The organism is Roseofilum sp. Guam, assembly GCF_017746735.1.
Taxonomy (GTDB): Bacteria; Cyanobacteriota; Cyanobacteriia; order Cyanobacteriales; family Desertifilaceae; genus Roseofilum; species Roseofilum reptotaenium.
Genome location: NZ_JAGHZN010000042.1, coordinates 38974 through 62931, shown reverse-complemented (window position 1 = coordinate 62931; position 23958 = coordinate 38974). Strand labels below are relative to the sequence as shown.

The following is a 23958-nucleotide window of genomic DNA, read 5'->3' as shown; positions in this document are numbered from 1 at the left end:
GAACATAAGCAATACCATTTAATTGGATAGCGAAATCCCCTGCCCACCGTACGATGACTGAATTATTTAATTAACGTCCTGGCCTTGCCTACTTTTGCTAAAGCTATTGGGGCTGGAGCGACGAAGCGTATTTTGCTCACCATCAATGGGGCGGGTTGGCACCGTAGTGGCAAGGTTAAGATTCCTGATGGTATCCACATTAAATTATTGCCGCCCTATTCTCCTGGACTTCAACCGGCTGAACGTCTCTGGCCTTTGATGGAGGAACCTTTAGTTCATCAGTGTTTGACCTTGGCTAATTCTATGCAGGAGCAAGTTCGTCATCTGACTCAATTCCATGGGTTGCCAGCTTGACTTTCTCTTTCCCATACTCTCCGGATTTGGTATGAGATCTGTTCTGTAATGTCTGAAGGAATGGACATACGGCGATCACTAGACAATCTCGATGTCCCCGTGTCCCTCCATTGAATCAGGCAAGGACAATCGCTTTCTGAATTGTCATGGGGTTCGGAAATTGCGATCGCAACCGAACACCAAGCCAGACTTAACCTTTGATACCCTTAAGCTGGTATTGCTATATAAACCATTAAACTAAAGACTTAAGAGCGTTAAGGAGCAGATGATGGTGGCTACTGATTTTAAGGACTACTATTCGGTGTTGGGGGTTAGTCGCGGTGCAAATGCGGATGAAATTAAGAAGAGTTTCCGTCGTCTAGCCCGGAAATACCACCCGGATATGAATCCTGGAAATCAGCAAGCCGAAGCTCGGTTTAAGGAGGTTAACGAGGCTTACGAGGTCTTGTCCGATCCGGAAAAGCGCAAAAAATACGACCAGTTTGGCCAATATTGGAAGCAAGCGGGTACATCATCCGGTTACGGACGGGGTACAGCTCCTGGTGTTGATTTTAATGGCTTTGATTTTAGTCAATATACAACCTTTGATGACTTTATTAATGAACTCCTGGGACGGATGGGAACAGGAAGCCCTGGAGCGAGTACGGGGCGCAAAACCTCCTATAATTATCGCAGTACTGGACGCTCTACAGGGTTTGGTGGATTTGAGGATTTTGCCAGTTATGGCTCTGCTCCAAAAAACAGTACAGTTCCCCAAGAAGCTTCTATTGTCTTGTCGTTGGCAGAAGCCTTTCATGGGGTGCAAAAGCGGATTAATTTAGGCTCAGAAGTCATTGAGGTGCGTATTCCTCCCGGAGCAAAACCCGGTACTCGGATTCGGGTACGAGGAAAAGGGAGTATTAATCCCCAAACTCAGCAACGGGCAGATTTGTATCTAACAGTTTCCTTGCAATCCCATAGTTTTTTTGAGTTTGAGGGGGATAATTTAGTTTGTGAGCTGCCCATTTCTCCGGAAGAAGCGGTTTTAGGAGCCAGTATTGAAGTGCCTACTCCTGATGGACGGGTGCAAATGAGTATTCCGGCTGGCATTCGCCATGGTCAATCCTTGCGTTTGCGGGGTAAGGGATGGCCCAATCCAAAAGGTAGTCGGGGAGATCAGTTAGTGAAAATTGCGATCGCCGTTCCCAAGACGCTCAGTAAAACTGAACGAGAGTGTTACGAAAAGCTGAAAACCCTGCGCACGAATAATCCAAGGGCAAACTTGTCATCAGTACGACTGTAACCCACAGACACGAGGAGATAGGGACACAAGGACCCGCAGATCCTCCATTCCCTATTCCCCATTCCCAGCGCAAAGCGCTATATCATGAGGAAGATCAACCGTTTCTACAGACTTCAACCATGGCAGACGAACAAACCACAGCACCCAAAAAAGAAAAACCTCCAGCTCCAGAAAAGAAACCCTTTGCCGAATTTATTCAAGAGGACTATCTGCCTGCCCTAGAAGCGGGCTTAGAAAAGCAGGGCATTACTGACCTGAAACTCAACTTTACCCAAGCCCAAATAGCGGTGCAGGGAATGGAAAAAGAACCTTCCTGTTGGCAAGTGATCGGAACCTGGAAAAATGGTCAACACCAATTTAATGTTTACTTTTTTAAAGAAGACATTAAAGGACAACGAGCCTTTTCCTACTCTCAGAATGGTGCAAAACCTAGCACCCTGGAACCTTTCTTGATTGACGAACGGAAAATCACTCTGGGTCTGTTGGTCTTTGGGGTCATCACCCGTTTGAATGGACAAAAGTGGCTCACGCTCAATTAGGGGACGATGTCCTGGGGAGTAGACAGTAGGAGTAGACAATGGTGGTAGACGCAGACCCTCCAGACCTGGGGATTGGATGAATTCCCGGCTCCCAACTGCCGACTCCCGATTACCAGCAAGTAGCGCTAAAATTTTAAGAATTAAAAAGACTCTAAAATATGCGTTAAATTGTGTGGATTTTTGGAAAATAGAAGCGATACAATTCAAAAACGATTTAATAAGGCAAGTAAACTGAAGGAGAAGACCTATGCAAGCCACAACGGTAATAGCTACTCGAAGAACGGGCGCATATGCCCTTATGGATAGCTTAAAACGGCACGGAGTCAAGCATATTTTTGGTTATCCAGGGGGAGCAATTCTACCGATCTATGATGAATTGTATCGCTGCGAAGCCAATGGAGAACTGAAACATTTCTTGGTCAGACATGAACAAGGGGCTTCCCATGCGGCAGATGCTTATGCCCGCGCTACGGGTAAAGTGGGTGTGTGTTTTGGCACTTCTGGCCCTGGAGCAACGAACTTAGTTACGGGTATCGCTACAGCTCAAATGGACTCGATTCCGATGGTCGTTATTACCGGACAGGTGACTCGGGCAGCCATTGGTACAGATGCATTCCAAGAAACGGATATTTATGGGATTACCCTGCCGGTGGTGAAGCATTCTTATGTCGTTCGTCATGCCCAAGATATGGCTCGAATTGTGGCTGAGGCTTTCCATATTGCCAGTACAGGACGGCCGGGGCCGGTTTTGATTGATATTCCCAAGGATGTGGGCACAGAAGAATGTGATTATGTACCCGTAGAACCGGGAACGATTAAGTTACCTGGCTATCGACCCACCATTAAGGGGAATCCTCGACAAATTAATCAGGCGATCGCCTTAATGCAAGAAGCTGAACGTCCCCTACTCTACGTTGGGGGTGGAGCAATAGCTTCTGGGGCCCATGCGGAACTTAAGGAACTGGCTGAACTGTTCCAAATTCCCCTGACCACCACGTTCATGGCGAAAGGAGCCTTTGATGAAAAACACCCCCTATCGGTGGGGATGTTGGGAATGCATGGTACAGCCTATGCTAACTTTGCCGTTAGTGAATGTGACCTGTTAATCGCTGTTGGGGCCCGCTTCGATGACCGGGTAACCGGAAAATTAGATGAGTTTGCCGCCCGCGCTCAAGTAATCCATATTGATATTGACCCAGCAGAAGTGGGTAAAAACCGCACCCCAGAAGTGCCAATTGTGGGTGATGTGCGCCAAGTATTAATCGATCTTCTGACTCGCTGTCATCAAATGGGTCTATCGGGTCAACCGACTAAAACCACTCTGTGGTTAGAGCGGATTAATCGCTGGCGCACGGACTATCCCCTAGTTATTCCTCGTCCGGAAGGGCAACTCTCTCCCCAAGAGGTGATCTACTCCGTTGGCCAACAAGCTCCTGATGCATTCTACACAACCGATGTGGGACAACACCAAATGTGGGGAGCGCAATTCTTGGAAAATGGCCCTCGGCAATGGATTTCCAGTGGTGGCTTGGGAACCATGGGCTTTGGTGTGCCCGCAGCGATGGGAGCTAAGGTGGCTCTGCCGGATGAACAGGTGATTTGTATTGCTGGAGATGCCAGTATCCAGATGAATATTCAGGAACTGGGTACGATCGCCCAATATGGCATTAATGTCAAAGTGGTGATCGTCAATAATGCTTGGCAAGGTATGGTACGTCAGTGGCAAGAAACGTTCTATGGTGAGCGCTATTCTGCTACCAATATGGAAGTGGGAATGCCCGATTTTGTGAAACTGGCAGATGCTTATGGCATTAAAGGCATGAGGATCGATCGCCGGGATCAGCTCGAAGGGGCGATCGCCGAAATGCTTGCCTATGATGGCCCTGTAGTTCTTGATGCCCATGTCACTCGCGACGAAAACTGTTATCCCATGGTGGCTCCGGGTAAGAGCAATTCCCAAATGCTCGGCTTGCCTACACCCAAAAAGGAACAGTCTTTAGAGTTACTCTATTGCACCAGTTGTGGAGCCAAAAACGCCCCCAGTAACCACTTCTGTCCCGAATGTGGCGCGAAACTCTAACAAATCGGAATGGGTAATGGGTAATGGGGAACCTCCCCATTACCCTACCCCATCTCTCCATCTGCCCTTAAGATAGAACAGATGGCTATGGCACTTGGGTATGAATAAAGCAATCTCCACCGCACTTATAATTCTGGGTTTCACTTTAGCCACTCCTGTGGCAGCAGAAGATTTAGAACATCTTAGACAACTCCTCTCTTCTAAGCAATGTCCGATGTGTAACCTGAGCGAGTCAGGGTTAAGTATGGCTCAGTTAGAGAATGCCGACTTAACAGGAGCTGATTTAAGTTTTGCCAATTTGGATAATGCAGATTTAAGTGGAGCGAATTTGAGTGGGGCAGATCTGACGGGAGCGCTGTTATATAAGGCAGATCTGCGACGTGCCAATTTAGCCGGAGCCAATTTAGCTGGAGCCAATTTAATGGGCACAGATTTATCCTATGCTGACCTGACTGGGGCGAATTTGGCTGGCGCAAATTTGAGTGGGGCATATATGGCCAATGCTAAAATTGAAGGAGCAGTTATTAATACAGCAATTCTGAATGGAGTGCTTGAATTTCCGGGTGGAGTTCTGAGTCCAGAGGATTATTATCGGTTAGCGTTTGTCGATGCTCGTTCTGGAAATCATCGAGGAGCGCTGGAAAAGCATAGTTTAGCCCTACAGATCGATCCCAATTTCGCCCCCGCTTATTTAGGACGTGGGGTAAGTCGGTTGCAACTTGGAGATGGAAGTGGGGCGATCGCCGATTGGACAGTCGCCCGTACTATTTTTGAAACCCAAGGCAATGAGGAAGGCTCCGAAATCTCTCAAGAATTTATTGACGTGACGGAAAAGGCGATCGAGGAAAGTAAAAAAGGCAAACGACGGGGAGGGTTTCTGGGCGTTATTAATCAATTAGCTCCCATGTTACTCCAATTCCTGTTGTAACGGATGTCTTTCACAGTCAACTATTGCCTGTTCCCTAGCACGTAGCGCTAGGGAACAGGCAATAGTTGGATCTATGCAAAACCTTCGGCGACTTGACCGAGCAATTTCGTCTAGCATAGGCAACTTTTGAGCTATGGCACAGTTTAAATGCACAAAAGATCAGAGGTTTATATAGGAAAATACCCAATCCTACCTCCTCAATAACACGCATATAGTCGATCTCACCTTTCTCACAAAATTAGAAAATCTGCTATCAAAACCGATCGAAAAGCATCGAAACCTCTGTAGATTTTGGGGTTTTCGACCAAACTTCCGTAGAATCCATGAAATTGCAAAGATTCGGCCAAGATTAGGCATTGATCCTTGTCAGACAGAAAAAAAAACGATTATCCTAATAATTAAATCTTAAGCTCATGTTTTTTCTGAAAGATTAAAAGCAAGAGATTAAGTGAACTGACTGAGAAAAAGTCGGCATCTACCTGAGTACTGAAGCAGCCAACTATGGACAACATCCTTAAAACCCGAAATTCCTCTCCTTCTTCTTCTACCCATGAAGCTTGGGACGGTGAATATAAATCAGAGTCTCCTAACTGGGCAGAAAAACTAATCCGAGAAGAATCTGCACCTGATAGTGACTGGGAATGGGGACAATTCATACCCATTTTGCATAATCGTCAGTTTGAGGCTTGCTAATGTAATCTCATTTGTCATGATCGCCTGGGTTCTGGATAAGCTGAAATCCTGATTCTAAATTGGTCTCAATTCCCATGCCATCATTAAATCAGTGGTCAAATTCTCTTATCCCGAACTCAGGTTATTTCAACGCTGCATCCTGCCAAGTTCGTTGAATCGGTCATTTATGCTAACAGATTGGAATTAATCCCTATCCCTCTAACCCCCGACCTAACGTTTCTTCTAGCATTGCTAGATCGGGAACTTCTTCCGGTGCATAATATCCAGCCGCCCGCTTGGCCGTAATTTCGACTTGTGCATCTTTGGGAATTAACTCAGGAGGAATGGGAACACGCTCAATGACTTCAATTCCTGAATTGGTAATCGCATCATATTTCAGGTTACTCATGGACACCAACCGGTCAATGCGGGTTAAACCTAACCAATGCAAGACATCGGGCATAAATTCCTGAAAGCGCATATCTTGAACTCCCGCTACACATTCGGTGCGCTCAAAATAGGCGGTTGCTCGATCGCCTCCTTCCTGACGTTTGCGAGCATTATAGACGAGAAACTTAGTGACTTCACCCAGGGCACGACCTTCCTTCCGGAAATAGACAATGACCCCTAAGCCCCCTTCTTGGGCAGTCCGAATACAGACCTCAATCCCATGGGCAAGATAGGGACGACAGGTGCAAATATCGGAGCCAAAGACATCAGAACCATTGCACTCATCATGGACGCGAACAGCGATGGGACGATCTCGATCCGCAATTGCCCTTAAATCGCCAATCAAATACACCGTTGAACCACCGATGGGGGGTAAGTATAATACCAAATCCGGCCGGGTCACCAACTCGGGAAACATGCCCCCTGTCTGTTCAAACAGAGCATGACGCAGATCCATTTCCTCTACCCCAATACGTTTGGCGATTCCCGGTAAATACCACACCGGTTCGATCGCCGCTTTGACCACGACTAAATCCCCACCTTCCTTTAAGATCTGGCCATCAACGTGCAACCGTCCCTGACTGACGGCTTCCTGAAGTTCGGGCATATTGATATGGGCTTGGGTAATGGCGATCGTTGGCCGAATATCGATTCCTTGTTCGTAGAATTGCGTATAAATGTCACCCACACGAGCGCCAAAAGGGTCTAGAGAAACAATTTTATCTCGATCGGTCCAACTGGAATGGGGGCCAATGTCTGCCACGGGTGCAGTATTGGTTAGATCTGCTCGATGTTCTGGATTTAGCGCTTGACGAGCAACCGCTAGGGCGCGATAAATGGCATAGGAACCGGAATGGGTTCCTATCACATTCCGGTGAGCAGGATTGGTTAATGTAGCAATTACCGGCCCTCTGGCAATCGGATCGGAATTGCCCCAATCAATGGCGATCGGTTTTGCCCCACTGCTGCGAGGATGGGAGGTGAGGACAATAGGTTTAGATTTACGACGGGTTGAATCAGCCATAGAGAGCAGGGAAGAGTAGACAAAGGTTGAAACTATACCGTATTGTGTCACGATTTTTGAGACTGGGGCAGAAAGTTAGCAATACAAGCTATTGCTTATACCCTATTCCCTGCTCGCGTAGGGCTTCAATAATTTTCAGATTAGCTTTGGGAAAGGGAAATTGGTCTAATTCTTCTAAGGTAACCCAGCGAATTTCTTGGCATTCTATGGCTTGCGGCGTGCCGGAACAGTAACGACAGTTGTAGACATTTAAGGTGACTCGAAAATGGGTATAGGCATGGTCAATGGTAATCAGATGATCTCCCACTTCTATGTCGATCGCTAATTCCTCTTGAATTTCCCGTTTAATACATTCTGGCAGAGTTTCGCCCGGTTCGAGCTTGCCACCTGGGAATTCCCACAAACCCCCAAGTAATCCTTTGTCTAAACGACGGTCAATGAGCAGTTGTCCTCGATCGTTCCAGATGACAGCAACACCGATGTTTTTGTGGGGCCGAACAGGGGGAGTTTCACGCATGGGCCAATGGGTAGGGGTTCCAGTTTGATGGGCGAGACAATGGGAATTCCAAGGACAGTGATCGCACTTTGGTACTTTCGGAGTACAAAGGGTTGCCCCTAAGTCCATCAAGGCTTGATTAAAGTCTCTAGGATTATCCCGATCTAGAATAGCATCCGATAATTCCCAAAGCTGTTTCTGGGATTTCCCTGGGGGCTTCGGTAGCGTTATTAGTCTAGCCAAAATGCGTTTAACATTGCCATCTAAAATGGAAATGGGCTGATTAAAGGCAGCGCTGAGAATACCTCCAGCCGTTGTCCGGCCAATACCCGGTAGACTTAAAACCGCTTCTAGCTGTTGGGGAAAAATGCCCTGATGCTCTTCCATGACTTGCTGGGCTGCTCGATGTAAATTTCGCGCCCGGCTATAATAACCGAGTCCCTCCCAAAGTTTCAGCACCTGTTGCAGGTCAGCTTGGGCTAAGGTTTCTAGGGTGGGAAAAGCGTGCAACCAGCGATCGTAATAGGGTAAAACTGTCTTCACTTGCGTTTGCTGGAGCATGATCTCGGAAATCCAAATGGGGTAAGGGTCTCGTTCTTTTCGCCAAGGCAAGACCCGACCCGCATCACCATACCAGCGCAGCAAAGAAGTCCGGAGATCTTCAAGAACAGCCGGTTCAGGCGACTTCCAAGGATTTTGTAGTGATTTAGATAATGAAGACACCTGAACTTACTGGAAACTTGACTTCAGTAAACCTTATTCAGTCTCACTTGCGTGGGATTCAGAAGCTGACCAAGTATGTTCAAACATCATACGCTGTTCGGCATTACGCAAAAAATAGCCACTGATCATGGCAGAGGCTAAGAGGCGACCTAGGTTTTCTCGGTTGGTTGTTACGGTAACCCCAAATTGTTCTGATGGGAGATGGCCCAGAAGTCCCATTATGTTGTTTTCCATGACTTGGAAAACTTCCGAAGAGGTAGGTTTAGAGAGTTGAGCCACAGTTTCCGGACTCAAGGATTGAACATAGTCCCATAATAAGTTATTGTCAGTGTCGCCCTGAAATAATTCAGGATTTTGATTCGACGGGTTATTCACGTTAGACCTCCGTACAGTTCACCGCGACAACTTCTATCCTTTTAGGTTGGAGCCGCTTTTGCATTGGAGATTGAACAAGAGTCTACTACTGTAGTGTATTGTCAATCTCACCTGCCTATAAACTAATGTAACAGTTTCTTGCAAAAGGCGGGTGGCCTCAAGCGAATTGACGGTAATCGATTTGCCCCATTGACTGAAATTAGGCAAATTGGGGATTCGTGCGAGTAATATCAACCGTGACTTGGCCGCCAAAGTCGGGTATGGGAGGAGATTTGATCACGCGTACGCCGACTTTTTGTAGGGGAGGACGTTGATGGGGTTGGTTTTCTCGGTTCAGCAGTTCATCGGCGATCGCCGTCGCCAATTTCTCAATTAGATCAAATTTATTGCTACTGACAATTCCTTTAACGATCTCAATCGCTTCACAATAATTGAACGTATCATCAAGATCATCACTCGCTCCAGATACCGATACATCTAACCATAGGGACAGCTCAACTGTAAACCATTGTCCCAGTATTTTTTCTTCCGGTAAGTAGCCAATATATCCATAACAGCGAATATTAGAGACGTGAATACAATCCATCATTAACTTAAGGGCAGGGATAAAGAGTTTGTGCAGTTGATTATCCCATTACCAGGGGACAGCAGGCAACGGGGAATGAGTAAGGAGTACACTTTTTTTCACCAGTAGTGTAACTTGAGAATAAGATATTCCTATGAATTAAAATGATTTAGACAGAGGTAAGCACTATGATGGGTGAATACAAATTAGCAAAAATAGTACACGAACGTCGTAATGCTATGTTTTTTGCTTATGTATTTGTTGATATTGAATATTTTGATAGTGAAAACACTGTGATTGATTCAACAATGGAAAAAACAATCAATAGAAGAGCAGGAGAAGTAAATTCAAAAACTCATAGTGATTGGATTAATGCAGCAATAGAAGGAGCTAGACAAACTTTACAATATTTAAAGCAAAAAGAACCTACAAATAGCTATAGTGTCAAAATCACTAAAGTTAGGGGAATAGAAGTTGATACAACACCAGACACTATAAGAACTGCTTCCGCAATAGCTACATGGAGGGCAATAAATCCAGCATTTCCAGAACCAGATCCTGTCTTTAATAATGGCTGGCTTATTAATTTCCATTAATGAGTTAAATTCTTTTATCAAAAAAGGAATAACAATCCGTCTTATACTCTTAGGTTTCTTCTGTGTGGTAGTATAAAAGATATCCAGAATAAGATAAGGACATTTTCTTTTATTGGGAATTCGTTAGTTCAATTCACCGCAAATTCCGTATAAGGGCGCTGAGTCGGATGGTAAAATCCCAAAACAATCTTATCTTTCGGCACTCCTAAATCCAGCAAATCATTCACAATACCATCCTCTGTGCCATCTCGATGAATCCAAATTTTACCCTCAATCACTTCCATATGGACTAAACAACCATGAACTCGACTATCATTTTGCCATCCCAGGGTTAATAAAATATAATTTGTTTTATCATCACTAATAATGAGTCTCCGTTCTAAATCTCCATAAGAATAGGGGATTTGGTAATATTCATTCAGAGCTTGATATATAATTGGATAATAGTGTTCTAATGAATCCATATTACCACCTCTTGGTTGCTTGGATCAAAGACCAGTAAACGAAGTTTATTTTTCGTTAAGATTAGATGGCCCAGTCGTTCTTCAAAAACCTCTTTAAATGCAATTTTAGGAATGGCAAGATACAAAGTACGATCGTTCTCAACTTCTTCAAGGATATTGCGGTAAACAATATACTGTCCCACTGCTTTTTCCAGCTCATATATGGCAGAGCGGCCCAAAAAAGCCTTGATTTCTACAGCGATCTTTTCTCCATACTTTTCTGCTGCTAGGATTTTTTTGCCCCCAGGTCAACGAATAAGTCTTTACCACCATATTGGAGTGTCAACGGATCTTTAGTGATTTTTCAAGCATCTTTTTCTAGAGCAGTTTTAACCGTATCGTGGTATATATCGTGTGCAGGCATTGCCATCAATATATTTTAATCCACTCTCAAAATAGCACAGAACATTCTAATTAGCAACATCACGAATCACTCGCTCTAAACCTGCCACAACTCGCGCTAACTTCCCATAATCAATCTTATCTGGGGTATCTTCAGCCCTATGGTAATAGGGATAGCGAAAGGGTGCGGTATCAGTAACCATTAAAGCGGGATATCCTTGCTGCCAAAATGACCAATGATCCGACCATCCAACTCCTGGCAAAAAGTTAGGCAGTGCTGCCCCCTCTGAGGGAAAGAGAGTATGCTGACGAAACGATCCTATTACTTGTTGTACCCAGTTCCCAGAGTCAAGATTCCCAACAAAAGCAATAAAGTTTCCTTGCAGAGGATAAAATAAATTTAAAGGAGCAGGATACTGTTGACTCCCTGGCTTGTCAGAATAGTATCCCATAGTTTCCAGACTCATCATGCCAACAATATTGTCTTGGCGCTGCTTACAAATTTTGGCATAGACTAAACTTCCCATATCTTCTGTCCAGCCAAAAGGATTTTCTTCATTCACAAATTCTAAAAATCTCAGGGTTCGCTGTTGTGGTTTTCCCGCAAACCGCCGAGCTAAGGCTAAAACTGCTGCTGCTCCCGAACCATTGTCATTAGCTCCAGGAACATGAGCTACAGAATCATAATGAGCGCCAATTACAATAATTTCCTCCGCTTTAGTTGTGCCTGGAATTTCGACTTCCAAGTTGTCAAATTCTTGGTCATCAATCCAGTATTGGTAGTGAGTAACTTGATATCCTGCACAAGTAAACTCAGTTTCTAGATACTGAGCCGTTACCAGTAAATTATTATAAGCGAGATAATTATGGGGTTCGGAGGCGATTTCCTTGACATCGACCTCTAGCTCTTTTGCTAATGCTTGCTCTTCTACCCTCAAAGGCAAGAGTGCATCCTGATAACTTTCCCCTGGCATCTTTAACATAGTTTTCTATTAATTTCTATAATGGGTAACATCATGGATGACTCGCTCTAACCCTACCACAACTCGCGCTAATTTCCCATAATCAATTTTATCCGGAGTATCTTCAGCCGTGTGATAATAGGGATAGCGAAAGGGAGCCGTATCCGTAATCATTAAAGCCGGATATCCCTGCTGCCAAAATGACCAATGATCTGACCAACCAATTCCTGGTAAAAGGTTAGGAACGGCTGCCCCTTCAGAGGGGAATTGGGTGTGCTGATGAAACGATCCAATGACTTGTTTTACCCAGTTACCAGAATCCATATTACCAATAAAAGCAATAAAGTTACCTTGCAGGGGATAAAATAAATTTAAAGGCGTAGGATACTGCTGACTTCCTAGTTCATCAGAATAGTATCCCATAGTTTCTAAACTTATCATCCCCACAATATTGTCTTGGCGCTGCTTACAAATTTTGGCATAGACTAAACTTCCCATATCGGGTGTCCAGAAAAAAGGGGGTTCTTCATTGACAAATTATACAAATCTCAGGGTTCGCTGTTGTGATTTTCCCGCAAATCTACGAGCTAAGGCTAAAACTACTGCTGCTCCTGAACCATTATCATTCGCTCCGGGAACATTGGCAACAGAATCATAATGAGCACCAATGACAATAATTTCTTCAGCTTTTTTTGTGCCAGGAATTTCTACTTCTAAGTTATCAAATTCTTGGTCATCAACCATATATTTATAATGATTAACCTGATATCCTGCACGAGTCAATTGGCTTTCTAGATACAGAGCGACTTGCACGAGGTTATCATAGGCAAGAAAATTATGGGGTTCAGAGGCAATCTTCTTCACATCAACCTCTAGATCTTGTGCCAATTGTTGCTCTTCTACCGTCAGCGGCAACAGGGCATCCTGATAACTTTTCCCCGGCATCTGTAACATGGTTTTCCATCCTCCCCAGGAAATGCTGATCAAGATCATACTCAAGATTGACAATCTGATCCAAGTAGATTTGCGCTGCAATCCCCAATTGAGCTTTTTCTTGATCATCCGGATTATTTGTCCTAAAATATCCTCAATTATAAAACAATCTCACTCTATTGTCCTGATGACTATTCCGGCGTTTGATTTCAGTCACTATTTCCCCTATCAAGAACTGACAGATTACTTAACCCAGATGGCTCAAGTTTATCCAAATTTGATGCACCTGAAAAGCCTGGGGACAACAGACGAAGGACGAGAAATTTGGTTGACGACTGTGACCGATCAAACGACAGGAGCAGCTCTTGAAAAACCTGGATATTGGATTGATGCTAATACCCATGCAGCAGAAGTTACAGGTTCGGCAGTCGCTTGTTATATTCTCTATCAGGTTTTAACTCAATATAACCAAGATGCGCAAATCACCCATTTATTACAGAACTATACCCTATATATTTTGCCGAGAATTGCGGTAGATGGGGCAGAAAAATATCTACAAACTCCCTATAATCTCCGGTCTAGTCCCCGTCTCTATCCGGAATCTGAACAGCAAGATGGTTTATATCCAGAAGATATTAATGGAGATGGATTAATTCTGAATATGCGGATTAAAGATTCCTGCGGAGCTTGGAAGATCTCTGAGGATGATCCGCGCTTAATGATTCGTCGGCAACCGGATGAGTTTGGAGGGACTTACTATACCCTAGTCCCAGAAGGTTTAATCCATAATTATAATGGCTATGAATTTAAGATTTCGCCAGCTTTAGAAGGATTGGATTTTAATCGTAATTATCCCTATTATTGGCAACCGGAAGGCGAGCAGAGGGGCGCGGGAGATTTCCCTTTTTCTGAGCCTGAAACTCGTGCAGAGGCAGAGTTTTGGCGCAAGCATCGTAATATTAATGGGTTTATGACTTATCATACGTTTGGAGCACTGATTTTACGCCCTTACAGTACCCATGGAGACGATCATTTGCCGACCGAAGATTTACGCATCTATCAACTGATTGGGAAAAAAGGTAGTGAATTAACAAAATATAAGTGTGTTTCGGTTTATCATGATTTTCGTTATGACCCAAAAACGGTGGTTTATGGGGCAATGGATGATTATGGCTACGATCATTGGGGATGGTTTGGGTTTACGGTAGAACTCTGGGATGCGGCTAAGGAAGCTGGTGTTGAAAAGCAGAATAATATTGAATGGGGACGAGAACATCCAATAGAGGATGATCTGAAAATTCTGCAATGGAATGATGAGTATTTAGAGGGTAAAGGGTTTATTCCTTGGCAAGGTTTTGAACATCCCCAACTGGGAGAGGTGGAGATTGGAGGATGGGATATGAAGAGAATGTGGAAAAATGCACCCGCGAAGGCACTGCCAGAAATCTGCGATCGCCATTTCAAATTCGCCATTACCCATGCACTCATGTCTCCCCGGTTATCAGTCGCTCGTAGTGAGGTGAGTCACGAAGGGGCTGATATTTACAGCATAACCGTACAATGGGAAAATTTGGGCTTTTTGCCCACTTACACCAGTAAAAAGGCGCTAGAACGGCAAGCAGTACGTCCTACGCGAGTAAAATTAGGGCTACCGGAAGGGGTTACCCTGATTAGTGGGGAGCAAGAGCAGGAAATTGATCCTTTAGAAGGGCGTTCTAATAAATGGTTCAATGCATCTGCCAATGGGACCGACTATCGCACCCATCGCAGTTGGGTAGTAAAGGGGAAAGCCGGGAGTGAGGTAAGGGTAGAGGCGATCGCCGAACGGGCTGGAACGGTGCGAACTTCAGTTATCCTGAGTTAGCAACCATGGAAGATGCTGATGGCAATTTAACACAAATGCAGCTCTCTCTCTGAGTCAGTACTCCTTCTTTGTTAAGATATTCCACTGTTTGAGTCACGGGTAAAAGGGTAAATCCCACTTTTTGATACAGTTTAACCACATAAGCAAAGTCAGGATCGCCGGTAGTCCTCAAGATATAAGGTGTAGAATCATCAAAATAAGCAAATACACTTTGTAAAAGCCGTTTAGCTAAACCTAGCTTACGATAATCCAAGGCTACTCCCACATCAGAAACACACCGGAATTCCTCAATTCTATAGTGTGTTTGCTGACTAAAGAACTCTTGATTTAGCTCAACTTTCTTGCCCTGAAAATCAGCCCAAGTTCCCAGAAACGATAATTCTCTGAATTCTTTGGTCTCAACTAACGGGAGAGTTCCGATAAAACCGATAGGTCTCTCCTGACAGTAGGCAAGATGCAAACTACCAAATCGAACATATTTTTGAAAATAAAACTCAACGTTTTCACGGACAACATTTTCATTAAATGGAGGAGTTGAAAAACATTCATAAACGGTTTGATAAAGTCCGTTGTCCAGAACTTCGTTTAGTAAAGGAAGTTCGTCAAACAACTTAATTTGAATATCCATATTTAGGTATCCTCAACATGAGTAACTCTTGTAGAGCCAGATAACGGTTTAGTTTTCCTAGTCAGCTACCTGACTCCGATCTTAGGACAATAGCGATCGCCTCTTCCTATTTGTCTATAGTAGGATTTGGGGGGTAGTGTAGGAGTTGAACCTATCTGATTCCGGTTAAAAGCCGGATGCATCTACCGCTCTGCCAACCACCCAACCGAAAAATTAATTGACTGCTCCGCCAGGACTTGAACCTGGAATCTTCGCATTCAAAGTGCGAGATGTTGCCATTACACCACAGAGCAAAGCATCATGCTGGGATAACTGACAACACCCCCACATTACTCATGACCAGCGCAAAGTCCTATAGCCCCAACGGGACTCGAACCCGTGTTTTTCGATAGAACGTCCTTGGCCGCTAGACGATGGGGCCATTTGGCGTAGGGATAAGGATTTGAACCTCAAATTCTAGTTTTGGAGACTAGGATGTTACCGTTACACTATCCCTACATTTGGTGGCAGTGGTGGGACTTGAACCCACATCGACCAAGTTATGAGCTTGGGGCTTTAACCATTAAGCTACACTGCTACGAGGCTGACGGGATTTGAACCCGTGACTTCCTGTTCGACAGACAGGCGCTCTAGACCAACTGAGCTACAACCCCATAAAACGGATTTCTTTAGTTTTCAATATATAGTTGTTTTAATTAAGGAGGGGGCGAACGGCCATTCGCCCCTACATATACCCTGGCTTTAGATAGATCTTGGCGTGTCAATCTTAATTAAAATGACTATACATAGCTTGAGATAGAGATTTCAGGCTCTTTTTCCCTTGCCCCATCTTTATACTACAAAAGTATTACAAAAATGTCAAGAGGGCTGTACTATCTTTGTTAAACTCTGCCAAATGTCCCCTAAAGACCAAAACCAGGTCTGCATCGATACCAACCAGGCATCTTGGCAACCAGGAGAAGTTTCCGGTTTACAAATGATGCCCCTACGTTGCTTTCATACAGAACAAGTCTTTCTCATGAAGTGGGAAGCTCTAACACATTATCCTCACTATACCCATTCAAGTAGCTCAGAAGTGTTGGTTTTGGATGGAGTCTGGGAAGATGAGTATGGCAAGTATCCCAAAGGGACTTGGTTAAGGTCTCCTGTTGGTAGCAGTCATTCACCTTTTAGTCAGGAAGGTTGTCTACTTTACGCTAAAACAGGTCACTTACCCGCCTAAAGTCCAATTGATGAAATGAATCTTTGGGAGTTAAAAACCCAGTTGTTTACAACAGTTCCCTAACTTTACATCTTTCGATCAGATTGGCCCAATAGTCTAACCGCTCATTATTTCAGTACTCTGGACTCATCAATTTTTGTGGTGCGATCTACTTTTGAATATATTTCATTTTAAGCTGGATGGTCGTCATTATGAGAATTTTACCTTACGATCGCTTTACCCTGGAAACTTCAGCCTCCGTAGCCGAAGTTATCCGTTACCTAGAACCTCATATTGAAGCCCCCAAGATCTGGCAATGGCGAGTTCCTCCTAATCATGCTCCCTATTGCGGTACGATTTCCGAAGATGGCTTTAAAATTCGGCGAGTCATTCACTATCGCAATTCTTTTTTACCCCAAATTCGAGGACGATTTGAATCTTTACCCAATGGAACAGCAGTTCATATTACCTTGAGTCTACATCCTATCGTTAGTATTTTTCTGCTCTTTTGGGGTTCATCTTGGGGTAGCGCTTCACTCTTATTTCTATTTGCTGCGTTGTTCTCAGAAGATGTTGGTCTAGAAACCCTCCTGTTTATCCCCTTACCCTTCATCGTTCTTTTTATCTTCTGGTGTGCTTTTTGGTTAGAAGCCAATCGCGCTTGTCAAGACTTGACCGAAATATTAAGAATTCATCATTAAATTAAAGGAGCGCTCTAGTCATTTAAACTGATTCTCATTCACTAGATCTGTAATCTATTGTACTAGCAAAGAAATATTTCAGCGATCGCTCCCTCAGTCATGCTGCCAAGGTTGTAGTATTAAATGTAAACTTTCTTTAGGAATAAATCTATGTTTAAAACAGTAGTCGGCCATAGCAATGATCCAGACTCAGAGTCCGCTATTGTAGAGATTCTCAATCAATGCGATCGAGCCTTATCCGGAGACTTGCCGCAAGCAGGAATTCTGTTAGCGGCGATTGATTTCGATCATGCCGAAATTGTACAGAAAATTGTATCTATTTATCCAGAAATTGAATTAATTGGAGGCACAACTGATGGAGAAATGTCTTCAGTTCTAGGATTTCAACAAGATTCCCTGGTTCTAATATTATTTTGCTCTGATCGCTTACAAATCCGGGCTGGAATCGGTCCGAGAATCTCACAGGATTTCCATAGAGCACTAGAAGAGGCGATCGCCCAAGCAACAACCGATCTGACCCAACCCATGAAACTCTGTATTACCTTACCCGAAGGACTCACCTCTATCAGTGCCGCTAAATTAGTCGATTGTCTCAATGAATTATTAGGCAAGCAAGTGCCTATTTTTGGGGGTCTCACCGCCGATCAATGGCGCTTTAAGCAAAGTTATCAGTTTTATAAAAATGAAGTTTATAGCGATGCCATCCCCATTCTAGTCTTTTCCGGACACCTACTCTTTTCCCATGGATTAGCCAGTGGTTGGAACCCTATTGGTAAAGTCGGTCAAGTCACCAAAGTCGAAGACAATGTGGTTTATGAAATTGACCATCATCGTGCCTTGGACTTTTATTATCGCTATTTAGGAGAACATCCTCCCTCCTCTGAATACCCCCTGATGGTGTTTGATCCCACACAACAGTATTCTTACATGCGAGCGCCGAGTGGCTCCTACAATCCGACATTGGGAAGCGTAACCTTCTTTGGCGATATTCCAGAACAGGCGATCGTACAAATTACAGAAACAACCCGCGATCGCATTCTCCTAGCCTCTCAAGCCTCCATGCAACAAGCGATTCAGAACTATCCTGGAAGCCAACCGAGTACAATACTATTCTTTTCCTGTGCTAGTCGGCGACAAATCCTAGGCAGTCGTACCCTTGAAGAGTATAATTTAACTCAACAGTATCTGAAACAAACCTTAGTATCCTGTGGTTTTTATACGAATGGAGAGATTGCTCCATTAGAACAACACGGTACATCCTATTTTCATAATGAAACATTTATTGCCTTGCTCTTGGGAGAAGAATAACATCATGTCGCAAACTCTAGACACCCTAGATATGGGAGAAAAAATCGCGCGACTGGAAAAAGAAAACCGAATTTTACGCAAGAAATTAGAGCGATCCGAGAAGAACTGTCTAGAGTTAGAAGAAACCAATGAAAAAAAAGAATCTTTACTTCGACAAGTGATCGTCGAATTGAAAAACTCCCAAGAAGAAGTCGCGCAAAAGCGCCAATTAGAAGAAACTTTATCCAAACTCAAACGCACCCAAGCCCAACTGATCCAAGCTGAAAAAATGTCGAGTTTGGGTCATTTGGTTGCTGGAGTAGCCCATGAAATCAATAATCCCGTTAGCTTCATTTACGGAAACTTAAGTCATATTGAAGAATATTTTCAAGACTTGTTAGGGATGATTCATCTGTATCAAGAATACGATTCCGACCCTCAAGACGTGATTCAAGACTATATTAATCACCATGATTTAGAATTTGTGGAGGAAGATTTACCCAAAATTTTAAAATCCATCAAAATTGGCACAGAGCGCATTTGTGAAATTGTTTTATCTTTACGTACATTCTCCCGCATGGATCAAGCTGACGTTAAGGAAGTCGATATCCATGAAGGCATCGATAGCACCCTAATGATCCTACAGCATCGCCTCAAAGAGCAACCCGATCGCCCAGAAATCCAAGTCACCCGAAATTATGGCAAGTTGCCTGTAATAGAGTGCTATCCAGGACAGCTCAACCAAGTATTTATGAATATTCTCGCTAATGCTATAGATGCCCTAGAAGAACGACCTAACCCTCAAAGTTCTCAGATTATTGTCTCCACCACTACAGTGAACTCCGACTGGATACAAATCACGATCTCCGATAATGGCAGAGGTATTCCTGAAACCGTCCAACCCCATATTTTTAACCCCTTCTTCACCACCAAAGCCATCGGTCAAGGAACCGGAATGGGTTTAGCGATTAGTCATCAAATTATTACTGAAACCCACATGGGTCAAATTCTATGCCACTCTACTCCAGGAAAGGGAACCGAATTTATCATTCAAATTCCCATCTCCCCTCAACTTAAACCGACCAACACTTGATCCCAATCCTGCATTTGCTCACCCTCTTTTGCTCTTACCTCAAACGTTAAATTACAGGCTTGGGGTTGGGATAACATCTGAATAGACAATTCAGAAATATCCTCACGACTGACTTGACCACGAATATTATCCCCTTGAGCCACTTCTAAACCATTGCCCCCTGGTGCTTCAGTTAAGGCACAGGGACGAATAATCGTATAGGGAATCCCACTTTCTCGAATCGCATCCTCACCTCGCAACTTCCAGGTTAAAATGCCACCGAGTTGATCGTTGAGTCTCACGGCTGGCGGTTCCTCATCCAGATTTAAACCCGGTCTTCCTGGACGAGTCACTCCTGCGGAACTAATCTGCACAAATTTCGGTAAATTCGGCCCTCCATAGGCGCGGATGGAGCCAATTTCTAGACCAAAGCGTCCTGGAGAAAACTGAGGATTGAGACCTCCATCATACTCAAATTTACTGAGCATCAGTTGAATAGCATAGGTCTGACTGGGGTCAAATGGCGGGGCACTCGGCAAGGTTTTAGCGCGAAAAATGGGAATCAGGCGATCGAACGGAATATCCACCGTCATCCAAGTATTATTGAGGGTATCAAAGGAATAGCAATAACTGATCCCATCCCATCGAGCCTCATTGCGGAGAATAAACTTATAACGCTTACCATCCCCTTGTACTCGCAGACTAATCCCTTCATATCCAGCTAGATTCAGACAGGGTTCAAAGTTCTTTGTGCGAATGGAAACAAATCCTCCAGAGTTAGCAGTGGAAACTTCGCCCGTAAATAAACCATAGTTCGGAGTAATGCGTAGTTCGCTCGAGCTTACTCCCCCCATCACCACATCATCAATCACTCCCCAAGTGGTCTTCAAACTTGATGAAGGATTGGTAAAATCGAAAATCATCCGTTCATCTGCCCGACTGAGGTAGGGGGCTACCCTGCGGATCAGATTTTTCATGCCATTATATTCCACCATTTCTGGACTATCTACCACTTCCGGCAGATAGAACTTTACCCCTTGATAATACTTCTCACGGTTGGGGGTATCGCCCTCGACGGGTTGCACGCGAGTACCCGAACAGCAAATAACAGAAATGACATCTTGCATCATTTCCAGTTTCAGGGTTTCGGAAAGGGTTAAATCCGCTTCAAATAATTCAATTCCTTGACCTAAAATAGATTCTGCTCGCTTGGCATCACGCACCAGAGCGCGGACGGGTATCTTACGTTCGACTAAACGGCGAATGACCCGTTTTCCGACTCCACCCGTAGCTCCAACAACTAGAATTGTACCCATAGTTTGTCCTTTTGGCGGTTGAGGTTGTCCGGTGAGGGTTCGTAACCCACGCTGAAGACTACTGAGAATCGGAAATACTTCAAAGGTGTTTAGAGTGTCAATCAATCGATTGAAATCCCAGGGTTTCCGACTACCTTGAACGCGAGTTTTAGAAGCCATTCTCTTACGCTGTGTAGATTGCTCTCCTTGTTTATCTTAACGGAGGAAGGCAAAATAAACGGAAGATTGAGTAACCTAGGAAATGGAGTCAGGATGAGGATATGGTTGGTCAATTAACAACTCATGTATTAGATACGGCGCAAGGTTCTCCTGCTGTGGGAATGGCATTGGAGTTATGGGCAGTCGATCGCAAGTCGCCGATTAAAACCTTGCTCAAACAGACGAAAACCAATGAGCAAGGCCGAACCCATGTTCCTTTATTGGAAGAGGGTGAGTTGGAAGTTGGCACTTACGAATTAGTTTTTTTTGTCGGTGATTATTTTCAGCGTGCGATCGGAAATTTACCAGAGCCGGTCTTCTTGGATCAGGTTCCCATCCAGTTTGGAGTATCTAATCCCCATAGTCATTATCATGTACCTTTGTTGGTGTCTCCTTGGTCTTATACGACTTATCGGGGAAGTTAATTAGGGAATAGGGAATAGGGAATAGGGAATAGGGAATAGGGAATAGGGAAAACCGGGTTCCACTTTTCTACTTGTGAGTTGAAAAAATGTACATAGTCTTAAGTTTTCATGATTAGCTAATGACCTATACGATCGCGCAAATCAATCAAATGAGTCAAGAGCATTTTGTGGAGGCTTTGGGTAGTGTCTTTGAAGATACGCCAATCATTGCAGCTCAAACTTGGAAAAAGAGGCCATTTCGAGATACGGAACATCTCTATCAAAGCTTCATCTCCCAGATGCTGGAGTTGAGTGATGCGGAAAAAATGGCGTTAATTCAAGCGCATCCTGATTTGGGGAGTCGAGTAAAAATGGCTCCAGATTCGATCTCCGAACAAGCGGGTGCAGGTTTGGATCGCTTGAGTCCCCAACAGTACGATCGGTTTATATCTTTGAATCAAGCTTATCAGGATAAGTTTGGGTTTCCCTTTATTATGGCGGTCAAGGGACAAACCCAAGATACAATTTTAAAGGCTTTTGAAGAACGATTAAATCACAGTTGGCAAGCGGAGCGAGAACACGCGCTAGATGAGATTACTAAGATTGTACAATTTCGGTTGGGCGATCGAGTGGTTAACTAAACATTAAAATTTGGGTTTTGAACCTATGGGTCGAAGTGGGCGGTGGAATAACGGTATAATTCTGCTGATTAGCACGTTGGTGCTAATGGCTTTAGGTTGGCTTAGTGGTACATTTATCTCTCCTCCTTTTTCTATGTTTCCTGCATATCTGCTCACCGATCCGTTTTTACAATTCCCCACTGAAAGTACGGTGCGGGTGGTTTGGTTTACCCCATTTCCGGGAACTGAGCATTGGGTGGTTTATGGGGAAAAGTTAGAGCGTCAAGTGAAGGCAACAAGGACGAAGTTAGCGCGCACTCGTGAGGATAAGCTCTCCCATATTGACGAAACTTTGCTAGGGAAACAAGGAGAGTTTCCGGTATTTCGAGATATTTGGCGACATGAAGGGGAAATTACGGGCTTAATGCCTGGGGAAAAGTTGCCCTATGCAGCGATTAGTTTCCATGATAATGGTCAGGAAATTCGCAGCGATCGCTTCACCTTAGCTCCCACTCCCCTACCCGGAACGCCCTTAAAAATTTTACTGACATCCGACCATCAGCATAAACCGATGACTGCGGCAAATATTCAGAAAGTTGGCGAAACCATGGGATCAGTTGATGCTATTTTCTTTGCTGGGGATTTGGTTGATATTGCTGATCGAGCTTCCGAGTGGTTTGATGATAAACGAGGAAATGCCTTTTTTCCAGTCCTGCAAGGACGGGCAAATCATGACCTAGAAAAAGAGGGAACAAGAACGACCTATACAGGAGCTGCTTTAATCCAAAATGCCCCCCTATTTTCCGCTTTGGGTAATCATGAAATCATGGGACAATGGTCTGAGGAACAGGGATTAAATAACCAATTTAATGGTTCTTATCCTCGCCAAGCCGCACAAGCCGATTATGAACGGCAAGCCGATCGGATTAATCCCAGTGGCGATGCGAATATCAAAGAAAATTGGGTTAAAGACCATAGCTTTAATAGCGATACTTACGAACAGATTTTCAGTTTACCCAAAAGTCCAGGTAATGGCCGATATTATGCGGTTAGCTTTGGGGATATTCGGCTGGTGGTTCCCCAAATTACGAATATGTGGCGATCGCCGAATTTATCAGCCAATACTCAAGGACGCTTTCGAGAACGCGATCGAGACTTAAATCAACCCCAAAATTGGGGCTATGGGCAACATATTTTTGAACCCATAGCTCCAGGCAGTCCCCAATATGAATGGTTAAAAGCAGAATTAAATTCACCGGAATTTCAAAAGGCAAAATATAAAATTGTCATGTTCCATCATCCCCCCCATTCTCTGGGAGAAAATGTTGTGCCTGCTTATACCGATCCGGTGCAAATTATTGATCGAGATCGAGCTGGTAATCCCTTAGTCATTCGCTACGAATATCCGAAAGAAAAGGATTATATTATCCGAGATGTAATCCCTTTATTAGAAGAAGCGAATGTTGACCTCGTCTTATATGGTCATTCCCATCTATGGAACCGGTTTGTTAGCCCGAGAGGCATGAACTTTTTAGAAACATCTAATGTCGGCAATACTTATGGGGCGTATAGGGGTGAATCTCGCCGTTATGTGCCCCCTGCTTATCAACCTGAATATTCGCCTGCAGGCGATCCGAATGGCTTAGAGCCGATGATTCCTAGCCTAGCACCACTCAGAGAAAACAACCAACTCTTACCCTATATTGCTAGTAATAATATAACAGTATTTAGTATTCTAGATACGGAAACAGCAACCGTCAGTAGCTATTTCTTTGATACCCGTGAGCCAGATTCTAATGTGGTTAAGTTCGATGAATTCTCAATTCGTCGTCAAGGATAAAAT

General features: G+C 44.1%; 24 protein-coding genes, 6 tRNA genes and 1 pseudogene. 15 read left to right on the top strand and 16 right to left on the bottom strand.

What is annotated here, in order from left to right; genetic code table 11:
• The first annotated feature begins 84 nt into the window (after positions 1 to 84).
• From J7529_RS17025 to J7529_RS17000, 6 genes are all read left to right on the top strand, one after another.
• The gene (locus J7529_RS17025) at positions 85 to 354 is read left to right on the top strand and encodes a hypothetical protein (RefSeq protein ID WP_271937693.1); all 270 of its coding nucleotides are present in this window, start codon (positions 85 to 87) and stop codon (positions 352 to 354) included.
• 268 nt (positions 355 to 622) lie between these two features.
• Complete coding sequence (locus J7529_RS17020) at positions 623 to 1636, top strand: DnaJ C-terminal domain-containing protein (protein WP_271937702.1); 1014 nt, start codon at positions 623 to 625, stop codon at positions 1634 to 1636.
• Between the two features lie 119 nt (positions 1637 to 1755).
• Positions 1756 to 2175 carry a DUF2996 domain-containing protein gene (locus tag J7529_RS17015; protein ID WP_318698574.1) on the top strand — a complete coding sequence of 140 codons (420 nt, stop codon included), beginning with the start codon at positions 1756 to 1758 and terminating at the stop codon, positions 2173 to 2175.
• 247 nt (positions 2176 to 2422) lie between these two features.
• Complete coding sequence (gene ilvB / locus J7529_RS17010) at positions 2423 to 4255, top strand: biosynthetic-type acetolactate synthase large subunit (protein ID WP_271937689.1); 1833 nt, start codon at positions 2423 to 2425, stop codon at positions 4253 to 4255.
• A gap of 100 nt (positions 4256 to 4355) precedes the next feature.
• The gene (locus J7529_RS17005; RefSeq protein WP_318729967.1) at positions 4356 to 5183 is read left to right on the top strand and encodes a pentapeptide repeat-containing protein; all 828 of its coding nucleotides are present in this window, start codon (positions 4356 to 4358) and stop codon (positions 5181 to 5183) included.
• A 501-nt stretch (positions 5184 to 5684) separates the two neighbouring features.
• Positions 5685 to 5876, top strand: coding sequence for a hypothetical protein (locus tag J7529_RS17000; RefSeq protein ID WP_318729966.1), 192 nt, complete (start codon positions 5685 to 5687; stop codon positions 5874 to 5876).
• Positions 5877 to 6066: 190 nt separating this feature from the next.
• Here J7529_RS17000 and J7529_RS16995 read toward each other — a convergent pair whose 3' ends face one another.
• The 4 genes from J7529_RS16995 to folB all read right to left on the bottom strand — a co-directional run bounded on the left by J7529_RS16995 (position 6067) and on the right by folB (position 9512).
• Positions 6067 to 7329: a GTP cyclohydrolase II gene (locus J7529_RS16995; RefSeq protein WP_318729965.1), complete on the bottom strand. Its 1263-nt coding sequence runs from the start codon at positions 7327 to 7329 to the stop codon at positions 6067 to 6069.
• A gap of 88 nt (positions 7330 to 7417) precedes the next feature.
• Positions 7418 to 8548, bottom strand: coding sequence for an A/G-specific adenine glycosylase (mutY, locus tag J7529_RS16990; RefSeq protein ID WP_318729964.1), 1131 nt, complete (start codon positions 8546 to 8548; stop codon positions 7418 to 7420).
• A 33-nt stretch (positions 8549 to 8581) separates the two neighbouring features.
• Positions 8582 to 8923: a DUF760 domain-containing protein gene (locus J7529_RS16985; protein ID WP_271937681.1), complete on the bottom strand. Its 342-nt coding sequence runs from the start codon at positions 8921 to 8923 to the stop codon at positions 8582 to 8584.
• A 199-nt stretch (positions 8924 to 9122) separates the two neighbouring features.
• The gene (gene folB / locus J7529_RS16980; RefSeq protein ID WP_313898540.1) at positions 9123 to 9512 is read right to left on the bottom strand and encodes a dihydroneopterin aldolase; all 390 of its coding nucleotides are present in this window, start codon (positions 9510 to 9512) and stop codon (positions 9123 to 9125) included.
• A 164-nt stretch (positions 9513 to 9676) separates the two neighbouring features.
• On the opposite strand from folB, the gene J7529_RS16975 reads away from it, so the two are divergent.
• A complete protein-coding gene (locus J7529_RS16975; RefSeq protein WP_318729963.1) occupies positions 9677 to 10084 on the top strand; it encodes a hypothetical protein in 408 nt (135 codons plus the stop codon).
• 128 nt (positions 10085 to 10212) lie between these two features.
• Here J7529_RS16975 and J7529_RS16970 read toward each other — a convergent pair whose 3' ends face one another.
• The 4 genes and pseudogenes from J7529_RS16970 to J7529_RS16955 all read right to left on the bottom strand — a co-directional run bounded on the left by J7529_RS16970 (position 10213) and on the right by J7529_RS16955 (position 12884).
• On the bottom strand, positions 10213 to 10548 hold the full coding sequence (locus J7529_RS16970; protein WP_318729962.1) for a XisI protein: 336 nt from the start codon (positions 10546 to 10548) through the stop codon (positions 10213 to 10215).
• The gene (locus J7529_RS16965) at positions 10536 to 10778 is read right to left on the bottom strand and encodes an element excision factor XisH family protein (RefSeq protein ID WP_413038908.1); all 243 of its coding nucleotides are present in this window, start codon (positions 10776 to 10778) and stop codon (positions 10536 to 10538) included. The genes J7529_RS16970 and J7529_RS16965 overlap by 13 nt, the downstream gene beginning before the upstream one ends.
• Positions 10779 to 10997: 219 nt before the next feature.
• Positions 10998 to 11912 carry a M28 family peptidase gene (locus tag J7529_RS16960; RefSeq protein ID WP_318729961.1) on the bottom strand — a complete coding sequence of 305 codons (915 nt, stop codon included), beginning with the start codon at positions 11910 to 11912 and terminating at the stop codon, positions 10998 to 11000.
• 9 nt (positions 11913 to 11921) lie between these two features.
• Positions 11922 to 12884, bottom strand: a pseudogene (locus J7529_RS16955) (M28 family peptidase).
• Positions 12885 to 13011: 127 nt separating this feature from the next.
• Here J7529_RS16955 and J7529_RS16950 point away from each other — a divergent pair.
• Positions 13012 to 14688 carry a M14 family metallopeptidase gene (locus J7529_RS16950; RefSeq protein WP_318729960.1) on the top strand — a complete coding sequence of 559 codons (1677 nt, stop codon included), beginning with the start codon at positions 13012 to 13014 and terminating at the stop codon, positions 14686 to 14688.
• Here J7529_RS16950 and J7529_RS16945 read toward each other — a convergent pair.
• The 7 genes from J7529_RS16945 to J7529_RS16915 form a co-directional block, all read right to left on the bottom strand.
• A complete protein-coding gene (locus J7529_RS16945) occupies positions 14675 to 15316 on the bottom strand; it encodes a GNAT family N-acetyltransferase (protein ID WP_318729959.1) in 642 nt (213 codons plus the stop codon). The two genes, J7529_RS16950 and J7529_RS16945, sit on opposite strands and share 14 nt — an antisense overlap.
• A 127-nt stretch (positions 15317 to 15443) precedes the next feature.
• Positions 15444 to 15519 (bottom strand) — tRNA-Lys (locus tag J7529_RS16940).
• An 18-nt stretch (positions 15520 to 15537) separates the two neighbouring features.
• Positions 15538 to 15609, bottom strand: a tRNA-Gln gene (locus J7529_RS16935).
• 62 nt (positions 15610 to 15671) lie between these two features.
• Positions 15672 to 15737, bottom strand: a tRNA-OTHER gene (locus tag J7529_RS16930).
• A gap of 3 nt (positions 15738 to 15740) precedes the next feature.
• Positions 15741 to 15814 (bottom strand) — tRNA-Trp (locus J7529_RS16925).
• Positions 15815 to 15817: 3 nt separating this feature from the next.
• Positions 15818 to 15893, bottom strand: a tRNA-Ile gene (locus tag J7529_RS16920).
• 1 nt (position 15894) lies between these two features.
• Positions 15895 to 15969, bottom strand: a tRNA-Asp gene (locus tag J7529_RS16915).
• Between the two features lie 242 nt (positions 15970 to 16211).
• Here J7529_RS16915 and J7529_RS16910 point away from each other — a divergent pair.
• The 4 genes from J7529_RS16910 to J7529_RS16895 all read left to right on the top strand — a co-directional run bounded on the left by J7529_RS16910 (position 16212) and on the right by J7529_RS16895 (position 19598).
• Complete coding sequence (locus J7529_RS16910; protein WP_318729958.1) at positions 16212 to 16538, top strand: cupin domain-containing protein; 327 nt, start codon at positions 16212 to 16214, stop codon at positions 16536 to 16538.
• Positions 16539 to 16717: 179 nt separating this feature from the next.
• Positions 16718 to 17218 (top strand): hypothetical protein, encoded by a 501-nt coding sequence (locus tag J7529_RS16905; protein WP_318729957.1) that lies wholly within the window; start codon positions 16718 to 16720, stop codon positions 17216 to 17218.
• A 150-nt stretch (positions 17219 to 17368) separates the two neighbouring features.
• Positions 17369 to 18526, top strand: coding sequence for an FIST signal transduction protein (locus J7529_RS16900; RefSeq protein ID WP_318729956.1), 1158 nt, complete (start codon positions 17369 to 17371; stop codon positions 18524 to 18526).
• A 4-nt stretch (positions 18527 to 18530) separates the two neighbouring features.
• A complete protein-coding gene (locus tag J7529_RS16895) occupies positions 18531 to 19598 on the top strand; it encodes a sensor histidine kinase (protein WP_318729955.1) in 1068 nt (355 codons plus the stop codon).
• Here the strand turns inward: J7529_RS16895 and J7529_RS16890 are convergent.
• Positions 19574 to 21052 carry a CIA30 family protein gene (locus tag J7529_RS16890; RefSeq protein WP_318729954.1) on the bottom strand — a complete coding sequence of 493 codons (1479 nt, stop codon included), beginning with the start codon at positions 21050 to 21052 and terminating at the stop codon, positions 19574 to 19576. The genes J7529_RS16895 and J7529_RS16890 overlap by 25 nt on opposite strands.
• Positions 21053 to 21153: 101 nt before the next feature.
• Here J7529_RS16890 and uraH point away from each other — a divergent pair, with 101 nt between their 5' ends.
• From uraH to J7529_RS16875, 3 genes are all read left to right on the top strand, one after another.
• Complete coding sequence (gene uraH, locus J7529_RS16885; protein ID WP_271937663.1) at positions 21154 to 21516, top strand: hydroxyisourate hydrolase; 363 nt, start codon at positions 21154 to 21156, stop codon at positions 21514 to 21516.
• Between the two features lie 119 nt (positions 21517 to 21635).
• Positions 21636 to 22136: a 2-oxo-4-hydroxy-4-carboxy-5-ureidoimidazoline decarboxylase gene (uraD, locus tag J7529_RS16880; protein WP_318729953.1), complete on the top strand. Its 501-nt coding sequence runs from the start codon at positions 21636 to 21638 to the stop codon at positions 22134 to 22136.
• 25 nt (positions 22137 to 22161) lie between these two features.
• A complete protein-coding gene (locus J7529_RS16875; protein WP_318729952.1) occupies positions 22162 to 23955 on the top strand; it encodes a metallophosphoesterase family protein in 1794 nt (597 codons plus the stop codon).
• Positions 23956 to 23958: the final 3 nt, after the last annotated feature.

What these genes read in the sequence shown, in the direction of transcription:
- J7529_RS17020 (WP_271937702.1), top strand. Translation starts at nt 623, where the DNA reads ATGGTGGCTACTGATTTTAAGGACTACTATTCGGTGTTGGGGGTTAGT.
- J7529_RS17015 (WP_318698574.1), top strand. Translation starts at nt 1,756, where the DNA reads ATGGCAGACGAACAAACCACAGCACCCAAAAAAGAAAAACCTCCAGCT.
- ilvB (WP_271937689.1), top strand. Translation starts at nt 2,423, where the DNA reads ATGCAAGCCACAACGGTAATAGCTACTCGAAGAACGGGCGCATATGCC.
- J7529_RS17005 (WP_318729967.1), top strand. Translation starts at nt 4,356, where the DNA reads ATGAATAAAGCAATCTCCACCGCACTTATAATTCTGGGTTTCACTTTA.
- J7529_RS17000 (WP_318729966.1), top strand. Translation starts at nt 5,685, where the DNA reads ATGGACAACATCCTTAAAACCCGAAATTCCTCTCCTTCTTCTTCTACC.
- J7529_RS16995 (WP_318729965.1), bottom strand. Translation starts at nt 7,329, where the DNA reads ATGGCTGATTCAACCCGTCGTAAATCTAAACCTATTGTCCTCACCTCC.
- folB (WP_313898540.1), bottom strand. Translation starts at nt 9,512, where the DNA reads ATGATGGATTGTATTCACGTCTCTAATATTCGCTGTTATGGATATATT.
- J7529_RS16975 (WP_318729963.1), top strand. Translation starts at nt 9,677, where the DNA reads ATGATGGGTGAATACAAATTAGCAAAAATAGTACACGAACGTCGTAAT.
- J7529_RS16970 (WP_318729962.1), bottom strand. Translation starts at nt 10,548, where the DNA reads ATGGATTCATTAGAACACTATTATCCAATTATATATCAAGCTCTGAAT.
- J7529_RS16960 (WP_318729961.1), bottom strand. Translation starts at nt 11,912, where the DNA reads ATGTTAAAGATGCCAGGGGAAAGTTATCAGGATGCACTCTTGCCTTTG.
- J7529_RS16950 (WP_318729960.1), top strand. Translation starts at nt 13,012, where the DNA reads ATGACTATTCCGGCGTTTGATTTCAGTCACTATTTCCCCTATCAAGAA.
- J7529_RS16945 (WP_318729959.1), bottom strand. Translation starts at nt 15,316, where the DNA reads ATGGATATTCAAATTAAGTTGTTTGACGAACTTCCTTTACTAAACGAA.
- J7529_RS16910 (WP_318729958.1), top strand. Translation starts at nt 16,212, where the DNA reads ATGTCCCCTAAAGACCAAAACCAGGTCTGCATCGATACCAACCAGGCA.
- J7529_RS16905 (WP_318729957.1), top strand. Translation starts at nt 16,718, where the DNA reads ATGGTCGTCATTATGAGAATTTTACCTTACGATCGCTTTACCCTGGAA.
- J7529_RS16900 (WP_318729956.1), top strand. Translation starts at nt 17,369, where the DNA reads ATGTTTAAAACAGTAGTCGGCCATAGCAATGATCCAGACTCAGAGTCC.
- J7529_RS16895 (WP_318729955.1), top strand. Translation starts at nt 18,531, where the DNA reads ATGTCGCAAACTCTAGACACCCTAGATATGGGAGAAAAAATCGCGCGA.
- J7529_RS16890 (WP_318729954.1), bottom strand. Translation starts at nt 21,052, where the DNA reads ATGGCTTCTAAAACTCGCGTTCAAGGTAGTCGGAAACCCTGGGATTTC.
- uraH (WP_271937663.1), top strand. Translation starts at nt 21,154, where the DNA reads ATGGTTGGTCAATTAACAACTCATGTATTAGATACGGCGCAAGGTTCT.
- uraD (WP_318729953.1), top strand. Translation starts at nt 21,636, where the DNA reads ATGACCTATACGATCGCGCAAATCAATCAAATGAGTCAAGAGCATTTT.
- J7529_RS16875 (WP_318729952.1), top strand. Translation starts at nt 22,162, where the DNA reads ATGGGTCGAAGTGGGCGGTGGAATAACGGTATAATTCTGCTGATTAGC.